Source organism: Rathayibacter sp. AY1A2 (genome assembly GCF_002930935.1).
Taxonomy (GTDB): Bacteria; Actinomycetota; Actinomycetes; order Actinomycetales; family Microbacteriaceae; genus Rathayibacter.
In genome coordinates this window covers 16,182-30,920 of the sequence record NZ_PSTP01000021.1, presented here as the reverse complement: position 1 = coordinate 30,920, position 14,739 = coordinate 16,182, and the positions used below count along the sequence as shown (strand labels likewise).

The following is a 14,739-nucleotide window of genomic DNA, read 5'->3' as shown; positions in this document are numbered from 1 at the left end:
GTGTCCAGTGCCGTCCTGGTGGTGGCGGGGTGTGTCACAGGATTTCCCGCATTTCGTTGGGGATGCGCAGGTGCCGAGGCAGGACCAGCCCCAGCGGGAGGGCGGCGGCGAAGGCGGAGTCCTGCGAGCCGAACGCCGGCCGCATCCGCAGTCGGGCGGCTGAGGTGAGGGAGTCGATCGCGGCGCGCGCTTCGGGCTCTTGGCCACGCTGCAGCGTGGTCGCGGTGACGATCAGGCCGAAGTTCATCAGTCCGGCGCCGGAGGCTTCCTCCGCGGCCGTGGCCTGCGCCGAGCGGGTCGAGAGCGTCGAGCGCGCCGTGGGCTTGGTGGACGCGGAGGAGTTGAACTGGGCGGCGTTGAGGTCCGCCTCCACGAGCGCTGCGGCGCGGGCGGGGTCGATGGGTCGGTAGAGCAGGGTGACGCGCTTGCGGGCGATGTCGCGGTGCGGTGCGAGCAGGCGGGCGAGGATGTTCGACTGGACGACGCCGCGCGGCGGGGCGGTCATGGTCCACGACGTCGACACCGCTCCGTCGTGACGGTAGGAGTCCCAGTGCGCTTCGGCGCCCGCGGGGCCGACGTCGGTCCAAGACAGGTCGGCCGTCTCGCCCTCTGCGCGCGCCTGATCGATCAGGAGCGCCGCGTCGGGGTCGTACGCGGTGCGGATGACTTCGCACAGCTCTTGCGCGCTCAGGGGCCGCGCTGCGCCCGCACCCGTCGCCGCGAGAGAAGACGTCAAGCCGGGGATGCGGGCGGAGAGGTCGGAGGCTACTTCCTTCGCGTTGCGGCGCTTCCCGTTGATCCGCGCGGTCGCCGTGAACGTGAGCGCGATGTAGGCGTGGATCGTGGCCGATCCGACCGGGTAGGTCTCTACGACCTCTTGGAGCATCGCTCGCGCGAACAGCGGCGCGTCCGGGTCCATCGACCCCTCGACCTCGCCGCGCAGGCGCGTGCCCGTGTCGGGGGCCGTCTCGACCGTGACCGAGGCGGCCTCGATGCCGGGCTCGTCTCCGAGGTTCGCGAGCCAGATGCCGTACTCCGCGACCTGGTTGTTGATCTGCTCCTGATCCACCAGCGCGGCGCCGTCCGGCTCCGTCGCGAGAACCACGGTGAAGTGCTTCGTCATCGGAGTGCTGATCAGAGCGAACCGGCGGCCGTGGGAGTCCTCGTGCTCGGTGAGCTGCGAAGGTGCGGCCAAGCCTGGGAGCTGGAACGTCCCCCACTTCGCGCGGCCGATCGGACCGGAGCGGTAGACGTTCGCTCCCTTGCTCTTGGTACGCCACCAGTTCACGCGGACCACCATCCTTCCGAGGGCGCTCTGCCCGTGCTTGTCCTTGACCGAGACGGTCAGGAGAATCCCGCCGAAGATCGCGGCGACGATCAGTGCCGGCCCGAGGCCGGAGAACATGGACGCGATGATCGAGGCGACGATGCCCACGAACATCACGAGGGTGGCGAGCTGTCCCAGCCCGCCGAGGCCGGCGGTCTGCGGCTTTCGCCAGTTGCCGTAGGTGCGAGCCTTGATCGGCTCGGTTGCTGTGCTCGACATGGGTTAGCTCCCGCTCTCGTTGCTGCCGGTCGCCTCTTCGGTGCCGGCCTTCACGGCCTGCGCGGCGTGCTTCGCGCCCTCCGCGGCCTTCGTCGCGACGGCGATACCGGCGCCGATCGGTCCGGCCGCGGCCGCGGCGCCGCTCGCGGCTGCCCCTGCACCGGCGCCGCTCGACGCGGCGGCTCCTGCACCGCTGGTCGCCGCGCTTCCGGCACCGGCACCGGCACCAGCGCCGCTTCCTGCCGTCGACGCCGACCCAGACGGGTCTGCGGCCGGCGATGACGCGGGAGAGCCCGGCGTCGACGTGCTGCCGGACGGTCCGTCCGTGGACGAGCTGTTGCCGCCTCCACCGCCGCCATTCCCGCCTCCACCGCCGCCATTCCCGCCACCGCCGCCACCGTTGCTGCTGGCGCGGATCGCGCCCGTCGCGACGTCACCTGCGGCTGAGAGCGCCGCGGCGCCCAGCAGCAGGCCCGCCGCGCCGCCACCGCCGACCGAGGAGACGGCCGGGACGAGGAAGCGCATCAACGCGGGCAGGGCCACGAGCGCGATGAGCATCAGCGCGAGGCCTGTGACGATCTGGAAGAGCCCGGTGCCGTCCGATTTGAACAGGTCGGTGCCGGTCATCCGGAACGCGATCGCGTAGACGATCGCGGCGGCGGGCTTGTAGAGGATGAAGGCGAGAGTCCAGGCCATCGCCTTCTTGAACCACTGCCGCCCGATTTCCGTGTTCGTCGCGGCGGCGGCAATCGGGAAGATCCCGGCGAGGACGACGAGCATCGCGCCGCGGAACACCATCAGGGCGATCTGCACGTAGGTCATGAACACCGCCAGCATGCCCAGCAGGAACAGGCCGATCAGGCCGATGGAGTTCTGCGACGCCATCGTCATCCCGATCATCGCTCCGACCGTCGTGCCGAAGCAGTTCGACTCCCCGTTGGTCACGCTGCAGTCGGTCGAGTTATCGAGGATCCAGACGGAGAACGCATCTCCCGCGGACGTCGCGAGGCGGATCACGACGAGGCCGGCACCGGCCACGGCGATCAGCGTCAGGACCGATCCCGCGAGCTCGCGCAACGGCATCGCGCGCTGCGTCCAGACCATGCGGCCGGCGGCGACGAGGATCGAGAGGATCGCGATACCGCCGGTGTACCACTGCAACTGACCTTGCACCCAGCCGACGACGCTCGAGGACTCGTTGAGGTGCATCGCCAGAGGCAGGAACCCGGTCACGAGCGCTGATGCCGAGGACAGCAGCAGCACGGCCATGATGATCACACCGATACGGCCCATGTGAGCCTCGCCGTCGCCGTGCCGGCGCCGGGAGGCCATCATCACTCCGGCAATGATGAGGGACATGACGGCCAGGCCCGCGGACACCCACGTCACGTAGCCGAGAATCGTCTCGAACGCCTCCGGCTGCGGCGGAGTCCCGCCACCGTTCACTCCGCCGCCCTGGTCCACGACCGTGACCGGCGAAGGTACGCGCACCCAGAGGGTGCCGAGGGAGGCGAGGGCCTTCCCGTAGCCCTCCATGATGTTGTTGACGAACTGCTGCAACGCATCGTTCGCGGCGACCGACACGATGTCGCCGATGCCCTCGTTGAGCTTGCAGGGGAAGTCGAGGAGGCCGCATTCCGATTCGGGCGGAGCGGTGGTGGTGGCGAGGATGCTCATGCAACACCTGCCCATGGCACGTAGCCGCCGAGGCTCTGGAGCCGCACCGGGTTGTAGGCCGACTGGCCCTCATCGGTGAGCTGCATCTTCCAGTCGCCGTCCGACCAGGCAACGTCCGTCGCGATACTCGCGAGGGTCCCGTCGTTGAGCCGGAAGGCAATGTCGATCGTCGCGCTGTCTCCGTTGTAGGACAGCGTCTTAAAGCCCGCGATCTGAGCGCTCAGGCCCGTGTTCGATTGCGCCACGTCCCTCGCCAGTGCTGCATCCCGTCCGGGGCCGGGAACGGTCAGCTTCTCGATGACGGGATCGGACAAGCGTGCGTTGGAGCCCATCGCCCACAGGTTCGCGACTGCGAAGAGTGCTCCGTCGACGGTGTGGGCGTAGCAGCGTCGCACGCCGTCGTCATCAGTAGCTCCCGGTCCGGCCGTGTCCGAGTTCGGAGCGGCCATCGTGCCGACGATGGTCCATTCCGTCGTCGGTGCTGCGGTGAGAGTCCCGGTCTCGTCGTATCCGGAGAGTCCGCACACGCTCGCGGCGTCCGCCGAAATGGTCGAGCTGGGGGTGGAGGCGCCGGGGGTGGCGGCGGTGTTGCCGCCTCCCCCGGCGTCCAGGGACGTCACGCCGAGCACGATGCCGGCGACGGCGAGTGCTCCGACGATGGCGGCTCCGACGATGAAGCCCTTCGTGGTGAATGGGTTACGCGGTTCGGAGTCGTTCATGATGTCCCTTGCCTTTCTGTTGGTGGTGTCGGTTTCCCGGGGACGCTACGCGCCCATCAGGAACCCGACGATCGTGAACGCGGCGGAGATGACGATCACACCCACGAGGAGCCGGCCGAGCCAGCCGCCGATCTCTCCGCCCTCGCCGCGGCGGGCGGAGACGGTCATGGTGACGCCGAGGATGATCAGGCCGACGACGGCGACGCCGAGGCCGACCCACTTGGCCCAGCCCATGACGGTGGTGAAGGCCTCGAACCCGGGGGGCATGCCGCCGGGACCCGGGTCCGGGACGACCGCGCCGAGCGCGCCCGCGGTGGTGAGGATGTCGGTCGTTGCTGCGAGCAGTGCAGACATGGTGTGCTCCGTTTTCTGTGTTGGGTGGTGCGGGGGTGATCGGCGCCGCGGGTGCGACGTCGACGGGGTCCGGTTATCCGGTGGTGAGGGGGCCGTCGGCGTAGGCGACGTCGAAGTGCAGGTGGTTCGGGGTGTCACCGAACTGGGTGATGTGCTGGTACGTGGTCGAGCGGCACTGGATCTGGCCGGCACGAGAGCCCTGGGGTACCTGCGGGTCCAGGACCGTCAGCAGTTGCAGTGCGTTCGCGTCGCAGCCGGTGGTGGCGGTGTTGTTGAAGGAGAAGAAGTCGACGGCGTTGCCGCCGCCGTTCATCCAGTGCGACGAGCCCGTGCCCGCTCCGAGCAGGGAGCCGGTGCACTGGCGGTTGAGGTCCGAGACGCCGACGTGCTCGAACGTGTTGAGCGCGATCGTGATGATCTGGAGAATGCGGACGTCGATGCCGCAGTTCTCCTTGGCGGTCCCGGCGGCCATGTCGCGGATCTGCTGCGCGTAGCGGTCCTCGAGCAGCCGCAGCCGGCCCTCCTCCATCGCCGTCACGAGGCCGGCCGCGAGTGCCTGCGCGTCGCCGGACACGGGGACGCATCCGCCGACCGGCGCGGCCGTCGACGTCGCGGTGCTCGTCGGCGTCGACGGGACGCTCACCGGCGCAGTGGTGGCCGTGGGTGCGGTCGCGCTGCTGCCGAGGCCGTTGAGGTACGTCATGATCGCCACGGCGTCGGCGCGGTACTTCGTGTAGTGGTTCGGGTCGGCGTTGCGCTGCACCTTGTTGATCGCAATGGAGGGCTCCATCGACTGCCAGCCCTCGACCGCGACGAGGCGGTCGTAGAAGAAGCCCGCCGAGGTCGTCGGGTCCATGCGCTGCTCGACGGTGCCCCAGCTCGACTGCTGCTGGAACAAGCCGATCGAGTCAGCAACCGACCCGTCCGGGTTGATCGCACCGTCCCCGTAGTTGATGTTCACCAGCGAGGATTCCCCGATCGCCGTCTGCACGCCGAGCGTCTGCCCATCGGCGCCGAGGCCCTTCGCGGCGCCCGCGTTGACGATCAGTGCTGCGTTCACGAGCTGGTCGTGCCCGTAGGCGCCGACCTTCGCGTCCGCGGGGATCGCGGACACGTTCACCGGTCCCCCGGCTGGCAGGCATGCGGCTACAGCCGCGCCGCCGAAGAGCAACACGTACAACAGAATCGCGATGGCCACCACCGGCACCATGACGAACGCCAGTACCCCCAGTCCCCCCTTCGCCACTGGATTACTCCGATGCCAGAGGAGTGATCTGGTCGACGGCCCAGGGGCCTGCCTCGTCGGTGCGGTGGACGTAAACCGAGTACTCCCCTGCATCCGTGGGCACGAGGATGCGCATCGTGAACGCGCCGTCGCCGTCACGGACGGTCGCAGCGCCCGTGAGGCTCGTGCAGGGCACGTTGGCCGGGTCGACCGTTTCATAGGCGACCGCCGCTTGCTGGCTGAGGAACGGGTACAGCTCAGCGATCCACATGTCGTAGTCCACGGAGGGGCGGCAGAATGCCGCGACAGCGGCCGTGGCGATCGCAAGAGTGTCAGCCTCGACGTTCAGAGCCGGCGCCGGCTCGGCGTCGACTGGTGCCGCTTCGGTCGCTGATGGGACCGGCGCCGGCGAACCCTCGGTGGCGTCAGGACTGGCCAGGACGGTCGGCATCTGAGCTTGCGAGGTCTCCGCCGCCGGAGGGTCAGCGGGTGTTGAGCATGCAGAGAGGAGTCCTGCGATCGAGACGGACACCCCAAGCAGCAGTGCGCGTGCGCGCTGCTCACCTACGGTCCGCTGGTGAACTCCACCCAAGTTGTGCCCCCTGCGAGATGAGCAGGAGCGACAGCCACCCCCACACCTCGAAGATATCACTCTATGGGGTCATAATTGCACGAGTTGACATCCTGAACTCATTCAGTGCAGTCTTGCTTCCACATCGATACCCGAAGATGTCTCGGCGGGGACCCCATACGCCATGATGTTGTGATGACCTCCGAGCCCGGCGCCCCCGATGTGCCTGCCTTGCCACCGGAGGTTCTGTTGACTCAAGCCGTTCTGGCGAAGAAAAACGGCGAAGTCATCCGCGCATTGTGGGGCGAAACCGGCATGTACTTCGGAGATCTGAAACGTTCCGTCGATATGACCGACGCATCACTTTCGCGCTGTCTCTCAACGCTCGAAAGTGCCGGTATCGTCCGCGTGAGTACTCATCTTCCACCCGGCGGACGTCGCGGGGTGTCGGTCATGTACTCGATAGACACCGAGCGATTTGATGAAGTCCTTAACGGCTTCACGTCGTGGATCAAGAGCAATCACACGCCGTAGCTGGCTTATTCCGCTTCAAGCTCCGCAAGGATGCGTTCCATTGCCGCCTCTGCTTCGGGTGAAATCTCCCCGATAGAGCGCATTTCTCTTCGAACTCGATTTCTCCGAAGGTCGAGGATGGCCGGCATGGCCTCATGGAGACGCGGCGGCACATCTTCTTCGGCCCGATAGAAGAAGGTGGAAGGAATGTCAAACAGATCGCCCAGCGCCTCAAACACGCCAATGTCCTTTGCGAGGACGTGAGAGCCGGACAGCATGTAGTGCCATTTGGTGCGAGAGAGGTCGACCCCTGCGGCCTTGACGTGTTCCTCCACCACGGCCCAGGACGGTTGACGCCCGTGCATGGTTTCGTAGCGGTCGGTTGCGAGTCGCAGACGCTGCGCCAGCTCCTCCTTCGAGACGGTGATCCCGCCCGGGCTCGTGGGGGTGCCCGCTCCTGACTCGGAATCAGTCATGAGGTACTCCCTGTCGTTCGTGCACGTAGGCGCGGGCTTCTTCTAACACTCTGTACTGGTCGCCAGAGAGATTCGCATGCAGCAGTAGGGCGTCCTCGCACTCGGAGAGGTAGCCGTACAGCTCGCTGTAGTCATCATCCGGACCACCGTTTCGGCGTCGCGCCGCCGGAACTTGTGTCGTAAGGTCCGTCCAGATTGGCCTCAGTTTGACCAAATGGTATCGCTCGCGCTGGTGCTGCTGACGAGCCCGCCACCGGTCAGTAATCGGCGCGTAGCTGAAGCCGGCCGCGAGGAAGGCACCGCCCGCCAGTGACAGGGTCAGATCCGTCCCTTTGGAGATGTGGTCCGAATCCACCCAGCCTCTAGCAACGAGCAGAGTTACCAGCAGCACTCCGAGACAACCGAGGGCGATCAGGTAGATAGGCAGCCGACGATGGAAACCGGAATGAACACGGAGATTCCTATGGCAGGCAACGAGTCCCATGCTTGCTGTCATGATGAGAGAAAGCCAGAGCACCGATTTGAAGGCGAGCGCCGACGTTTCGTGGTCATAGTGGATGAGTTCGACATCAGTAACGGGCCAGTTGCTGGCTGCGAAAATTTCCACTTGTAGACACGCGCCTGCTAGACCAAGCGAGTAGACAGTGAACCGCCGACGCATCCGATTGTTCGTAGAGCTGACAGAACGCATGATTATGTCATCAAAGATGATGGTTGCTACCAGTCCAGCCATATGCATTAGTAGAACGGCTCGGTTGTAACCACCTAAAGCATGATCGACTCCTGTGTAAAGGAGCGTATTCTTTAGAGCGAGGAGTATCGCAAAGCCCACGCACCCGATCGTCAACAAAGGATATTTGAAGGCATTCCGTGTCGCTATTAGGGCGATGACTGGAAGAGCGCTTGCTGCAACGATGACCCACTCGAGAATGGTCACCATAGCGTTCCGCCAAAACCGATATTGCGTTGCATTGACTGGTCCAGCGCGTCGGCCGCCTGTATCTTCGCGAGGGCGTCTGCGATGGCCTCCGCTAGGTCCTCCCGATCGACCCCAATCGTTACCTCCTGTTGATCGAGAAAGAACCACATCAGCACGTGTCCGTATTCATGTTGCAGATTGTGCTTGCGGTGTAGACGCGTCGTGTCGTGGGGAATATACATGACGTTCTTATTGCTACTTGTCCGCTGCCAGTAGCTCACCACTCCCCCATGCAGGAGAGCAGGAGGTGTGTCACGAAACACGATGTCTCTTCCGCAGAGGTCCTCCATGTAGGCGAGCAGGCTCTCCGCGGTCAGGGGTCGCGGAAGCTTTGCAGCGAGCATCACCCTCGACACGAGGGCGCGTACCTGTTTTGACCACACGGACACATTATGGTTCATTGAACACGTACAACACCGGTCGTTAGCGGCCAGACGGGGGGTGGTTCCATGCACGCATCGCACGCCGCACGGCTCCGTGCGCTCGCGGCTGCGCCGCGCGAGGCATGGGCCGACACCTACCGTCAGCTCGTGATGTTCGATCTGCCTCGCGACGCGCAGATCGGTCTCATGCTCAGCTACTACCGGTCCTTCGCTGTCCCGTCGATCGCCCGGACGCTCCACCGTTCAGGCGCTATCAAGTCGGATCCCAGAAAACGCTCAGTAGACACTGCGCTCATTCTCTACGAGCTCATCGACGGAGAACTTCAGTCAGATCGCGCGCTCGAGATGATCGACCTACTTGTCTCGGCTCATCGCCATGTGAAAGCGCCTAGCGAAGATTTCCTCTACGTTCTCTTCAGTCTTGCAATAGTACCGATTCGGTGGATAGAGAAGCATGGGTGGCGTGAGCTGACGTCGGCGGAGCAGGTTTCAACAATCGACTTTTACGCGAACCTTGGCCGCGTAATGGGTCTCAGAAATGTTCCAGGGGACGTCGACGCCGCGACCTCCTTCTATTGCTCCTATGAGGAGGATCGGATTGCCTGGTCGCGTGAGGGGCAAGAGCTGACCGACTGGACAGTCGGAGTCATCCGCTCCACTATGCCGAAGCCTGTCCGCCCCTTTGCGCGGCTGATCCTCAGCACATGGATTGGCGATGAGCGCGTGAGTCAGGCGCTGGGACTTCCTCGAACCAACGCCGTTGTCTCGGCGCTTTCCGCTGCTGCAATGAGCGTGCGGAATCGCCTCACGGCGCGCGCCCCCCGTCCCGCAAGCCCGCGATTCATGCAAGGCGTAACGGGGTCGGCCCAGTACCCGCACGGATATTCGTTGACAGATTTGGGGGCGCATCGATGATGAGCACGAAGGCCTTTGGCCCCGGGAACGGCACTGATGCGCTTGGAGCTATCCAGACGCTTGTCGAGCCGGACATGACCCGTGTGCTGAGCTTCCTCGCGGACACGGCGGCATCGCCGGCGCTGCTGGCGCGCGCTACTCGCCTGCGGCCGTCCGCGGTGCGCCTCAAAGTCGAAGCGCTCGACCGGTTGGGGCTCCTGATCCATCTGGGCGAAGACCTCCGCGTCGACCCCAACTCGATCGCGTCGTTCGTGGTCGCCGCGCGACGCTCGCTCGACCTGTGACGGCGACACACCGGGCAGCGCGTCTCGCGATCGCTAGCGACAGCGGTATGTTTCCAGGCATGGCTACTCCCAGGCGACCTCGCGGCTCGCTCAATGACGCCGTAGCGACCGGCTGGAAGGTTGAGCGCGCGGCGAAGGATCGTTTCGATCAGCTCGCGCGTCACGCCAACGTGTCGTCGGCTGTGTTCTTCGAACGGCTGGTGGAGAGCATCGAGGTCGATTCTCGGGGGCTGCCGGTGTGGTGGACCTCTGAGACCGAGCCGAACGAGGAGTTGCCGATCACCACGACTTAACGCATTAGGCCCGCCGCTCACGCGACGGGCCTAGAAGCTCTCGCTTCACACCCTCGCTTACCAGGGCTAACAGGTGTGAAGCAGTTCCAGAAGTACCGGTTTCTCAGGCCGGGCCTTCGTCATCCCCACCCGAGGGAGGAGAAGTGACCTCATCGTAAGCCACATTGCTGTGTCTGCGCACGCCCAAAACGCCGAAGTTGACTCCTTCTCGGCGCCCTGGGCACTGACGCGCAGGCTGAGCCCCCGTGCCGCGGTGCGCACGATGCGTCCGGACGCCTACGGGCGCCTGGACGAGAACGCCTATCCGGCCGCGTTCCCCGTCTCCGCCGTCGCGCCGGCCGCGCCGTGGGCGATCTATCTGACCGACGACGCCGGAGCGTTCCGGCTGCTGTGCTTCGACTTCGACGGCAAGGACTCCCACGGCGTCGACGCCGACCTCATGGAGCAGGCCGCAGACGACTGCGACGCCCTCTCTGCCGTCCTCGACGCGCACCAGGTCGCTCACGTCGTGTGCCAGTCCTCCGGCACCGGAGGCCGGCACCTGTGGGTCGCTCTCGCGGAAGGCGCTCCGGCCGAGCTGGTGGCCCGATTGGCGATCGCCGCTCGAGCAAACTTCCGCACCCTGGACCACGGGATGCTCCGCAACCCGCGCACCGGCGCCGCCCGCCCGCCGCTGTCCCCGCACCGCGACGGCAGCTTCTCGAGCGTCCTCCGCGGCCGCGCAGAGGAGCTGCTGGACAAGACCGTCACCGCGGCCGCGATCGAGGCCGTCACGGACGCCCTCGAAGCGTCCCGGCCGCCGCGGCGCGTCGACGCCACTCCCCCAGTACCCACCGCCACCGCACACCACACGCACCGAGCGCTCAGCGCTGCCGGCGCCGCCCACATGGCCACGCCTGGAGGCGGCGCGAATCCGTCGTGGACCGCGTTCATGTGCCTGCTCTCCGCCGCGCACGCCGGCTGGTCCTTGACCGACGTCGAGCACGCCGCTCGCACCGCTCCCGGGATGGAGCACTACCGCACCAAGAACACCGGCCGCGGCCACCGCCGGCCCCGCGCCCGCGACGAGGCCGCCGAGCGCCTGGCGCGGCAGTGGGAGAAGGCCCGCCAGTACGCGGCGCTGCACGCCGTTCTCCCGCCCGAGCGCGAGCCGAGCGACCTGGCGGAGCTGGACAGCCTCGTCGGCGCCGTCAGCGCCCTCCTCGACCGGTTCCGGGTGAGCCCGGGCCGGTGGGGCAGGACCGAGCGGGCGACGTCGGAGAAGACGATCCTCACCGCCCTGGCCTACCTCACCCTGCACACCGGCAAGCGCACCGTCGCCGCATCTATCCGTGACCTCGCCCTCCTGGCCGGCCTGGGCCGCACCACGGCCGCCAGCGCCCTGCGGACGCTGCGCGAGGACGGCTACGTGCAGCTCGCCGTCCGCGCAGACGGATCCAACGCCAGCGAATGGCGACTCTCCGAACACTTTTCCACAGGCTCCCTGCAAGGTCCGGTCACAACCACTAATAACCCCCGCCCCCCCGGGCCGCTCTTCACCGAACGAACCATGCTCCTCACCACGCTCGAGGCCGACCTCACGGACACTCGGCACGACCTCTTCACCCGCGGCGGTCTCGGACACCTGGCAGGGAAGGCGTACGCGCTGCTGCGCCGAGAAGGAACCCTCGCCGTCGACGCCGCCGCCACGCTGCTGGGAGTGACTACCCGCACCGCCGCCACAGCCCTCTCCCGCCTCCGCACCCACCGCCTGATCATCAAGCACACCAACGGCTGGACCCAGGCCAAGCGTGACCTCCGAACCGCCGCCGCTCGCGCGATCGGCGTCGACGGAGCCTTGAAGGATCGAGCGCACCGCTACGACGTCGAGCGCGAAGTCTGGGCCTGGTGGCTAGCCGAGCTCGCCCACCGCTCCTCCTCCCCCAGGCAACGACCGCGACGCCGACACGTGTCGAGCCGTCCCCTTTTCGAGGACAGCACCGCTGGTGAGCGCGTCTGGCCGCTCTACCCCCGCGACGCCGCCGGCCGCGGCGATCACCGCGAGGCGCTGCACTGGGGACGCACCGGCATGCTCGCCCCCGGCTCGCTCTGGTGGTCCTCGACCGCCGCATGACGTCGATTGCACGCGTTCGAACATATGTTCTACTGGCGGCGTGGGAACGAACCGACGCTACGAGCGCCACGTCGGCGCACAGATCGATCGACGCATCGAAGAGACGGCCGGCCGCGGCCACCCCATCGGCCTGACCGACGACGAGTTGGACAAGACCCGGCAGCGGCCCACCTGGGCCGCCACTCCCCTGCCCGTCTGGGCTTGGGTCCGCTACCCCGGCACCCCCGTTCGCGTTGAGGGCTTCGCGATCGCCTGGACCGCCCGAGCCGTCATGGTCGAGTGGCAGGACCGCGACACCAGCCGCCGGCTCTGGGTTTGGGCCTCTGCCGTCGAAGCCAGGTCGGCGCCGGCTGCTCTATAGAGCCTCGACGCTGCGCGTCGTGAGGGACGGCCGGCGAGCCGGCCGACTAAATGCACCCTTCGGGTGCCGTTTCTTTGCCGTGAAGCCTTCGGCGGCTCGGTCGCTGCGCTCCCTCGTAGCCACCTACGGGCTCCGTTCAAGTGGCTCCGCCACCAGCTCCTCCGAGACTTTCGGCACGCGGTCGCTGCGCTCCCTTATTTCGCGCCGAAACTCTCTCCCCCGCCGCCCTCCGGGTTGCACTACGCCCTCCGGTTGCTAAGGCGGAAAACCGCCTCCACGGCAAAAAAACGTGGGGGACAGCGAGAGCTAACAGTACTAATACCATCAACGGAGGTAACCGAAATGGCCCGCAAGATCACCAGCACCAAGACCGCCGAAGAGCGCCGCGAGCAGGCCGAGGCGCTGCAAGCGTCGATCGCTGAGCAGGTCGAGGAGCTGCGCGGCACGGAGCAGTGGACGCGCTTCCTGACCTTCGCGCAGGCGTTCCACTCCTACTCGCTCAACAACGTTCTTCTGATACTCAGCCAGATGCCCACCGCGAGCCGCGTCGCCGGGTTCCGCAAGTGGCAGGCGCTCGGCCGCCAGGTGCGGAAGGGCGAGCGCGGCATCCGAATCTTCGGCTTCCGTCAGAAGAAGGTAGCCGCCGAGGACGTCGCAGAGGGCGAGGAGACGACGACCGACGAGGAGGGGCAGAAGGTCGTTCGGTTCTTCCCCATCCTCTCCGTGTTCGACATCAGCCAGACGGACCTCATCGACCCCGAGGCGGGCGACCCCCAGGCGCTCGCACAGCGGCTCACGGGTGACGACTTGCTCGGCATCACGGCGGCCGTCGAGGATTACCTCTCCGAGGAGGGATGGACCGTCGAGCGCGAGAACATCCCCGGTGAGGCCAACGGCTACACGACCACGGACGGCACGTGCCGCGTCGTGATCGACGCCAACCTCTCCCCCGCCCAGGCCGCCAAGACTGCGCTGCACGAGGCCGCGCACGTCATCCTCCACGCCGAGGAGGACGAGGAAGAGTACATCGAGCACCGCGGCATCAAGGAGACCGAGGCCGAGAGCGTCGCGTACGTCGTCGCTGGGATTCTCGGGCTCGACACCAGCGCCTACAGCATCGGATACGTCGCCAACTGGAGCAACGGCGAGCCCGAGACGATCAAGAGCACCGCCGCCCGGGTGCTGCGCGCTGCACACACCCTGGCCGACGCGCTGACCGCCGACGAGGACGCCGACACCGAAGAAATTTGAGCCCAATAGTACTATTGCCGTTGCCATCCGGTGGCGGCAATAGTACTATTAGGGGTAGAAGGTTTGGAGGACCACATGACCACCACAACAGTGACCACCCGCAAGTGCATGTTCTGCGGCGAGGCCAGCCGCGTCGAGCTGACCGCCAATCAGGCGGCGCTCTACCGGACCGGAACGCCCATCCAGGACGTGCTGCCGGATGTCCCGGCGGACCAGCGCGAGCTGCTCATCTCGGGTACCCACCCCGCGTGCTGGGCTGGCGCCTTCGGATAGCACCGCTCATCCCAGCCGACCTAAATAGTACTTTTACCAGCATTGGAGCATCATGAAGAACCAGCCTCAGACCGACCGCAGCGCGTCCACCGTCGACGGTGGGCGCGCGAGCGCCGACCAGCTCGCGCTCATCTGTGCCACCCACCGCCAGGACGAGCCCGAGTCGTTCGAGTCCGACTCGGATGCGGCGATCCTCGCGCACGTCCGCAACACGCTCGCCCTCCCCGGGGAGGGTGGCCCGGGCGGGTTCCCCGTCACTGACGACGGCACCGCCTACGCCGCCGCGCTGGTCGCGTTCCTCACCCCCGCTCGCGCTTGACTCACAATAACTCGAATAGTACTATTAGTAGTAACAGGAGAGAGGATCACGCCATGACCGCATCGGCACTTACCCCCTACGACACGGGGGAGCGGCTTCAGCCGCAGCTCTGGGAGCCCACAAGCGAGCGCGAGACGTTCGGGCGCGTCGACTTCGAGGACAACGAGGAGCGCACCGTGTTCGGCGCGCACGTCGACCTCACGCCCGCCGGGTACGTGCTGCGCCTGACGAACCTCTACGACCCGTTGACGATCGACGTCGACGACGCGCGGACGCTCGTCGTCTCCGACGATCTGCGCGCGGGTGTGGAGGCGCTGCTGGCTTTCGCTGAGCGCGGTTACGAGGACTTCAAGTACCAGGCCGAGCACGGCGACTACTCACCCCAAGACCAGGCCGCATTGGCCGACCGGTGGGCACTCGCGCAGCAGGCGCAGGCCGCGATCCTTGGCGACGCGGCCCTTATCGCAAACTAACCCGAATGGTACTG

At 66.5% G+C, this 14,739-nt stretch carries 19 protein-coding genes; 10 read left to right on the top strand and 9 right to left on the bottom strand.

Annotation, left to right across the window (positions count from 1 at the left end; translation table 11 throughout):
- Window positions 1-34 precede the first annotated feature (34 nt).
- From C5B93_RS14435 to C5B93_RS14410, 6 genes are all read right to left on the bottom strand, one after another.
- Window positions 35-1,546 (bottom strand): SCO6880 family protein, encoded by a 1,512-nt coding sequence (locus C5B93_RS14435; RefSeq protein WP_181065711.1) that lies wholly within the window; start codon window positions 1,544-1,546, stop codon window positions 35-37.
- Window positions 1,547-1,549: 3 nt separating this feature from the next.
- Window positions 1,550-3,223 (bottom strand): hypothetical protein, encoded by a 1,674-nt coding sequence (locus C5B93_RS14430; RefSeq protein WP_104263448.1) that lies wholly within the window; start codon window positions 3,221-3,223, stop codon window positions 1,550-1,552.
- Window positions 3,220-3,942: a hypothetical protein gene (locus tag C5B93_RS14425; protein WP_104263447.1), complete on the bottom strand. Its 723-nt coding sequence runs from the start codon at window positions 3,940-3,942 to the stop codon at window positions 3,220-3,222. The genes C5B93_RS14430 and C5B93_RS14425 overlap by 4 nt, the downstream gene beginning before the upstream one ends.
- A gap of 45 nt (window positions 3,943-3,987) precedes the next feature.
- Entirely contained in the window at window positions 3,988-4,296 is a 309-nt protein-coding gene (locus C5B93_RS14420; RefSeq protein ID WP_104224227.1) for a hypothetical protein, read from the bottom strand.
- Between the two features lie 73 nt (window positions 4,297-4,369).
- Entirely contained in the window at window positions 4,370-5,410 is a 1,041-nt protein-coding gene (locus tag C5B93_RS17345) for a hypothetical protein (protein WP_181065710.1), read from the bottom strand.
- 136 nt (window positions 5,411-5,546) lie between these two features.
- Window positions 5,547-5,972: a hypothetical protein gene (locus tag C5B93_RS14410; RefSeq protein WP_104263446.1), complete on the bottom strand. Its 426-nt coding sequence runs from the start codon at window positions 5,970-5,972 to the stop codon at window positions 5,547-5,549.
- Between the two features lie 315 nt (window positions 5,973-6,287).
- Between C5B93_RS14410 and C5B93_RS17010 the strand changes: the two genes are divergently transcribed.
- Complete coding sequence (locus C5B93_RS17010; RefSeq protein ID WP_146076968.1) at window positions 6,288-6,626, top strand: helix-turn-helix transcriptional regulator; 339 nt, start codon at window positions 6,288-6,290, stop codon at window positions 6,624-6,626.
- Window positions 6,627-6,631: 5 nt separating this feature from the next.
- Here C5B93_RS17010 and C5B93_RS14405 read toward each other — a convergent pair whose 3' ends face one another.
- Genes C5B93_RS14405 through C5B93_RS17000 form a run of 3 tightly spaced genes read right to left on the bottom strand, consistent with a single transcriptional unit; the run spans window position 6,632 to window position 8,443 of the window.
- Entirely contained in the window at window positions 6,632-7,081 is a 450-nt protein-coding gene (locus tag C5B93_RS14405) for a hypothetical protein (RefSeq protein WP_104263445.1), read from the bottom strand.
- Window positions 7,074-8,021 (bottom strand): hypothetical protein, encoded by a 948-nt coding sequence (locus C5B93_RS17005; protein WP_146076969.1) that lies wholly within the window; start codon window positions 8,019-8,021, stop codon window positions 7,074-7,076. Before C5B93_RS17005 ends, C5B93_RS14405 begins: the two co-directional genes overlap by 8 nt.
- Window positions 8,015-8,443, bottom strand: a complete 429-nt coding sequence (locus C5B93_RS17000) for a hypothetical protein (RefSeq protein ID WP_146076970.1) — start codon at window positions 8,441-8,443, stop codon at window positions 8,015-8,017. The genes C5B93_RS17005 and C5B93_RS17000 overlap by 7 nt, the downstream gene beginning before the upstream one ends.
- Window positions 8,444-8,590: 147 nt before the next feature.
- Between C5B93_RS17000 and C5B93_RS16995 the strand changes: the two genes are divergently transcribed.
- The 9 genes from C5B93_RS16995 to C5B93_RS14370 all read left to right on the top strand — a co-directional run bounded on the left by C5B93_RS16995 (window position 8,591) and on the right by C5B93_RS14370 (window position 14,725).
- Complete coding sequence (locus C5B93_RS16995) at window positions 8,591-9,358, top strand: oxygenase MpaB family protein (protein ID WP_146076971.1); 768 nt, start codon at window positions 8,591-8,593, stop codon at window positions 9,356-9,358.
- Window positions 9,355-9,642, top strand: coding sequence for a hypothetical protein (locus C5B93_RS14400; protein ID WP_104263444.1), 288 nt, complete (start codon window positions 9,355-9,357; stop codon window positions 9,640-9,642). The genes C5B93_RS16995 and C5B93_RS14400 overlap by 4 nt, the downstream gene beginning before the upstream one ends.
- 59 nt (window positions 9,643-9,701) lie before the next feature.
- A complete protein-coding gene (locus C5B93_RS16990; RefSeq protein WP_146076972.1) occupies window positions 9,702-9,935 on the top strand; it encodes a hypothetical protein in 234 nt (77 codons plus the stop codon).
- 262 nt (window positions 9,936-10,197) lie between these two features.
- On the top strand, window positions 10,198-12,048 hold the full coding sequence (locus tag C5B93_RS14395) for a hypothetical protein (protein ID WP_374953064.1): 1,851 nt from the start codon (window positions 10,198-10,200) through the stop codon (window positions 12,046-12,048).
- A gap of 40 nt (window positions 12,049-12,088) precedes the next feature.
- Window positions 12,089-12,409, top strand: coding sequence for a hypothetical protein (locus C5B93_RS14390; protein ID WP_104263442.1), 321 nt, complete (start codon window positions 12,089-12,091; stop codon window positions 12,407-12,409).
- A 342-nt stretch (window positions 12,410-12,751) separates the two neighbouring features.
- Window positions 12,752-13,660: an ArdC-like ssDNA-binding domain-containing protein gene (locus C5B93_RS14385; protein WP_104263441.1), complete on the top strand. Its 909-nt coding sequence runs from the start codon at window positions 12,752-12,754 to the stop codon at window positions 13,658-13,660.
- A 75-nt stretch (window positions 13,661-13,735) separates the two neighbouring features.
- Window positions 13,736-13,933, top strand: coding sequence for a hypothetical protein (locus tag C5B93_RS14380; RefSeq protein ID WP_104263440.1), 198 nt, complete (start codon window positions 13,736-13,738; stop codon window positions 13,931-13,933).
- A gap of 52 nt (window positions 13,934-13,985) precedes the next feature.
- Window positions 13,986-14,252, top strand: coding sequence for a hypothetical protein (locus C5B93_RS14375; protein WP_104263439.1), 267 nt, complete (start codon window positions 13,986-13,988; stop codon window positions 14,250-14,252).
- Window positions 14,253-14,305: 53 nt separating this feature from the next.
- Window positions 14,306-14,725 carry a hypothetical protein gene (locus tag C5B93_RS14370; protein WP_104263438.1) on the top strand — a complete coding sequence of 140 codons (420 nt, stop codon included), beginning with the start codon at window positions 14,306-14,308 and terminating at the stop codon, window positions 14,723-14,725.
- Window positions 14,726-14,739 lie beyond the last annotated feature (14 nt).

Bases quoted from the DNA above. Each gene is read 5' to 3' on its own strand.
- C5B93_RS14435 (WP_181065711.1), bottom strand. From the start codon at position 1,546: ATGTCGAGCACAGCAACCGAGCCGATCAAGGCTCGCACCTACGGCAAC.
- C5B93_RS14430 (WP_104263448.1), bottom strand. From the start codon at position 3,223: ATGAGCATCCTCGCCACCACCACCGCTCCGCCCGAATCGGAATGCGGC.
- C5B93_RS14425 (WP_104263447.1), bottom strand. From the start codon at position 3,942: ATGAACGACTCCGAACCGCGTAACCCATTCACCACGAAGGGCTTCATC.
- C5B93_RS14420 (WP_104224227.1), bottom strand. From the start codon at position 4,296: ATGTCTGCACTGCTCGCAGCAACGACCGACATCCTCACCACCGCGGGC.
- C5B93_RS14410 (WP_104263446.1), bottom strand. From the start codon at position 5,972: ATGCCGACCGTCCTGGCCAGTCCTGACGCCACCGAGGGTTCGCCGGCG.
- C5B93_RS17010 (WP_146076968.1), top strand. From the start codon at position 6,288: ATGACCTCCGAGCCCGGCGCCCCCGATGTGCCTGCCTTGCCACCGGAG.
- C5B93_RS14405 (WP_104263445.1), bottom strand. From the start codon at position 7,081: ATGACTGATTCCGAGTCAGGAGCGGGCACCCCCACGAGCCCGGGCGGG.
- C5B93_RS17005 (WP_146076969.1), bottom strand. From the start codon at position 8,021: ATGGTGACCATTCTCGAGTGGGTCATCGTTGCAGCAAGCGCTCTTCCA.
- C5B93_RS14400 (WP_104263444.1), top strand. From the start codon at position 9,355: ATGATGAGCACGAAGGCCTTTGGCCCCGGGAACGGCACTGATGCGCTT.
- C5B93_RS16990 (WP_146076972.1), top strand. From the start codon at position 9,702: ATGGCTACTCCCAGGCGACCTCGCGGCTCGCTCAATGACGCCGTAGCG.
- C5B93_RS14395 (WP_374953064.1), top strand. From the start codon at position 10,198: ATGCGTCCGGACGCCTACGGGCGCCTGGACGAGAACGCCTATCCGGCC.
- C5B93_RS14385 (WP_104263441.1), top strand. From the start codon at position 12,752: ATGGCCCGCAAGATCACCAGCACCAAGACCGCCGAAGAGCGCCGCGAG.
- C5B93_RS14380 (WP_104263440.1), top strand. From the start codon at position 13,736: ATGACCACCACAACAGTGACCACCCGCAAGTGCATGTTCTGCGGCGAG.
- C5B93_RS14375 (WP_104263439.1), top strand. From the start codon at position 13,986: ATGAAGAACCAGCCTCAGACCGACCGCAGCGCGTCCACCGTCGACGGT.
- C5B93_RS14370 (WP_104263438.1), top strand. From the start codon at position 14,306: ATGACCGCATCGGCACTTACCCCCTACGACACGGGGGAGCGGCTTCAG.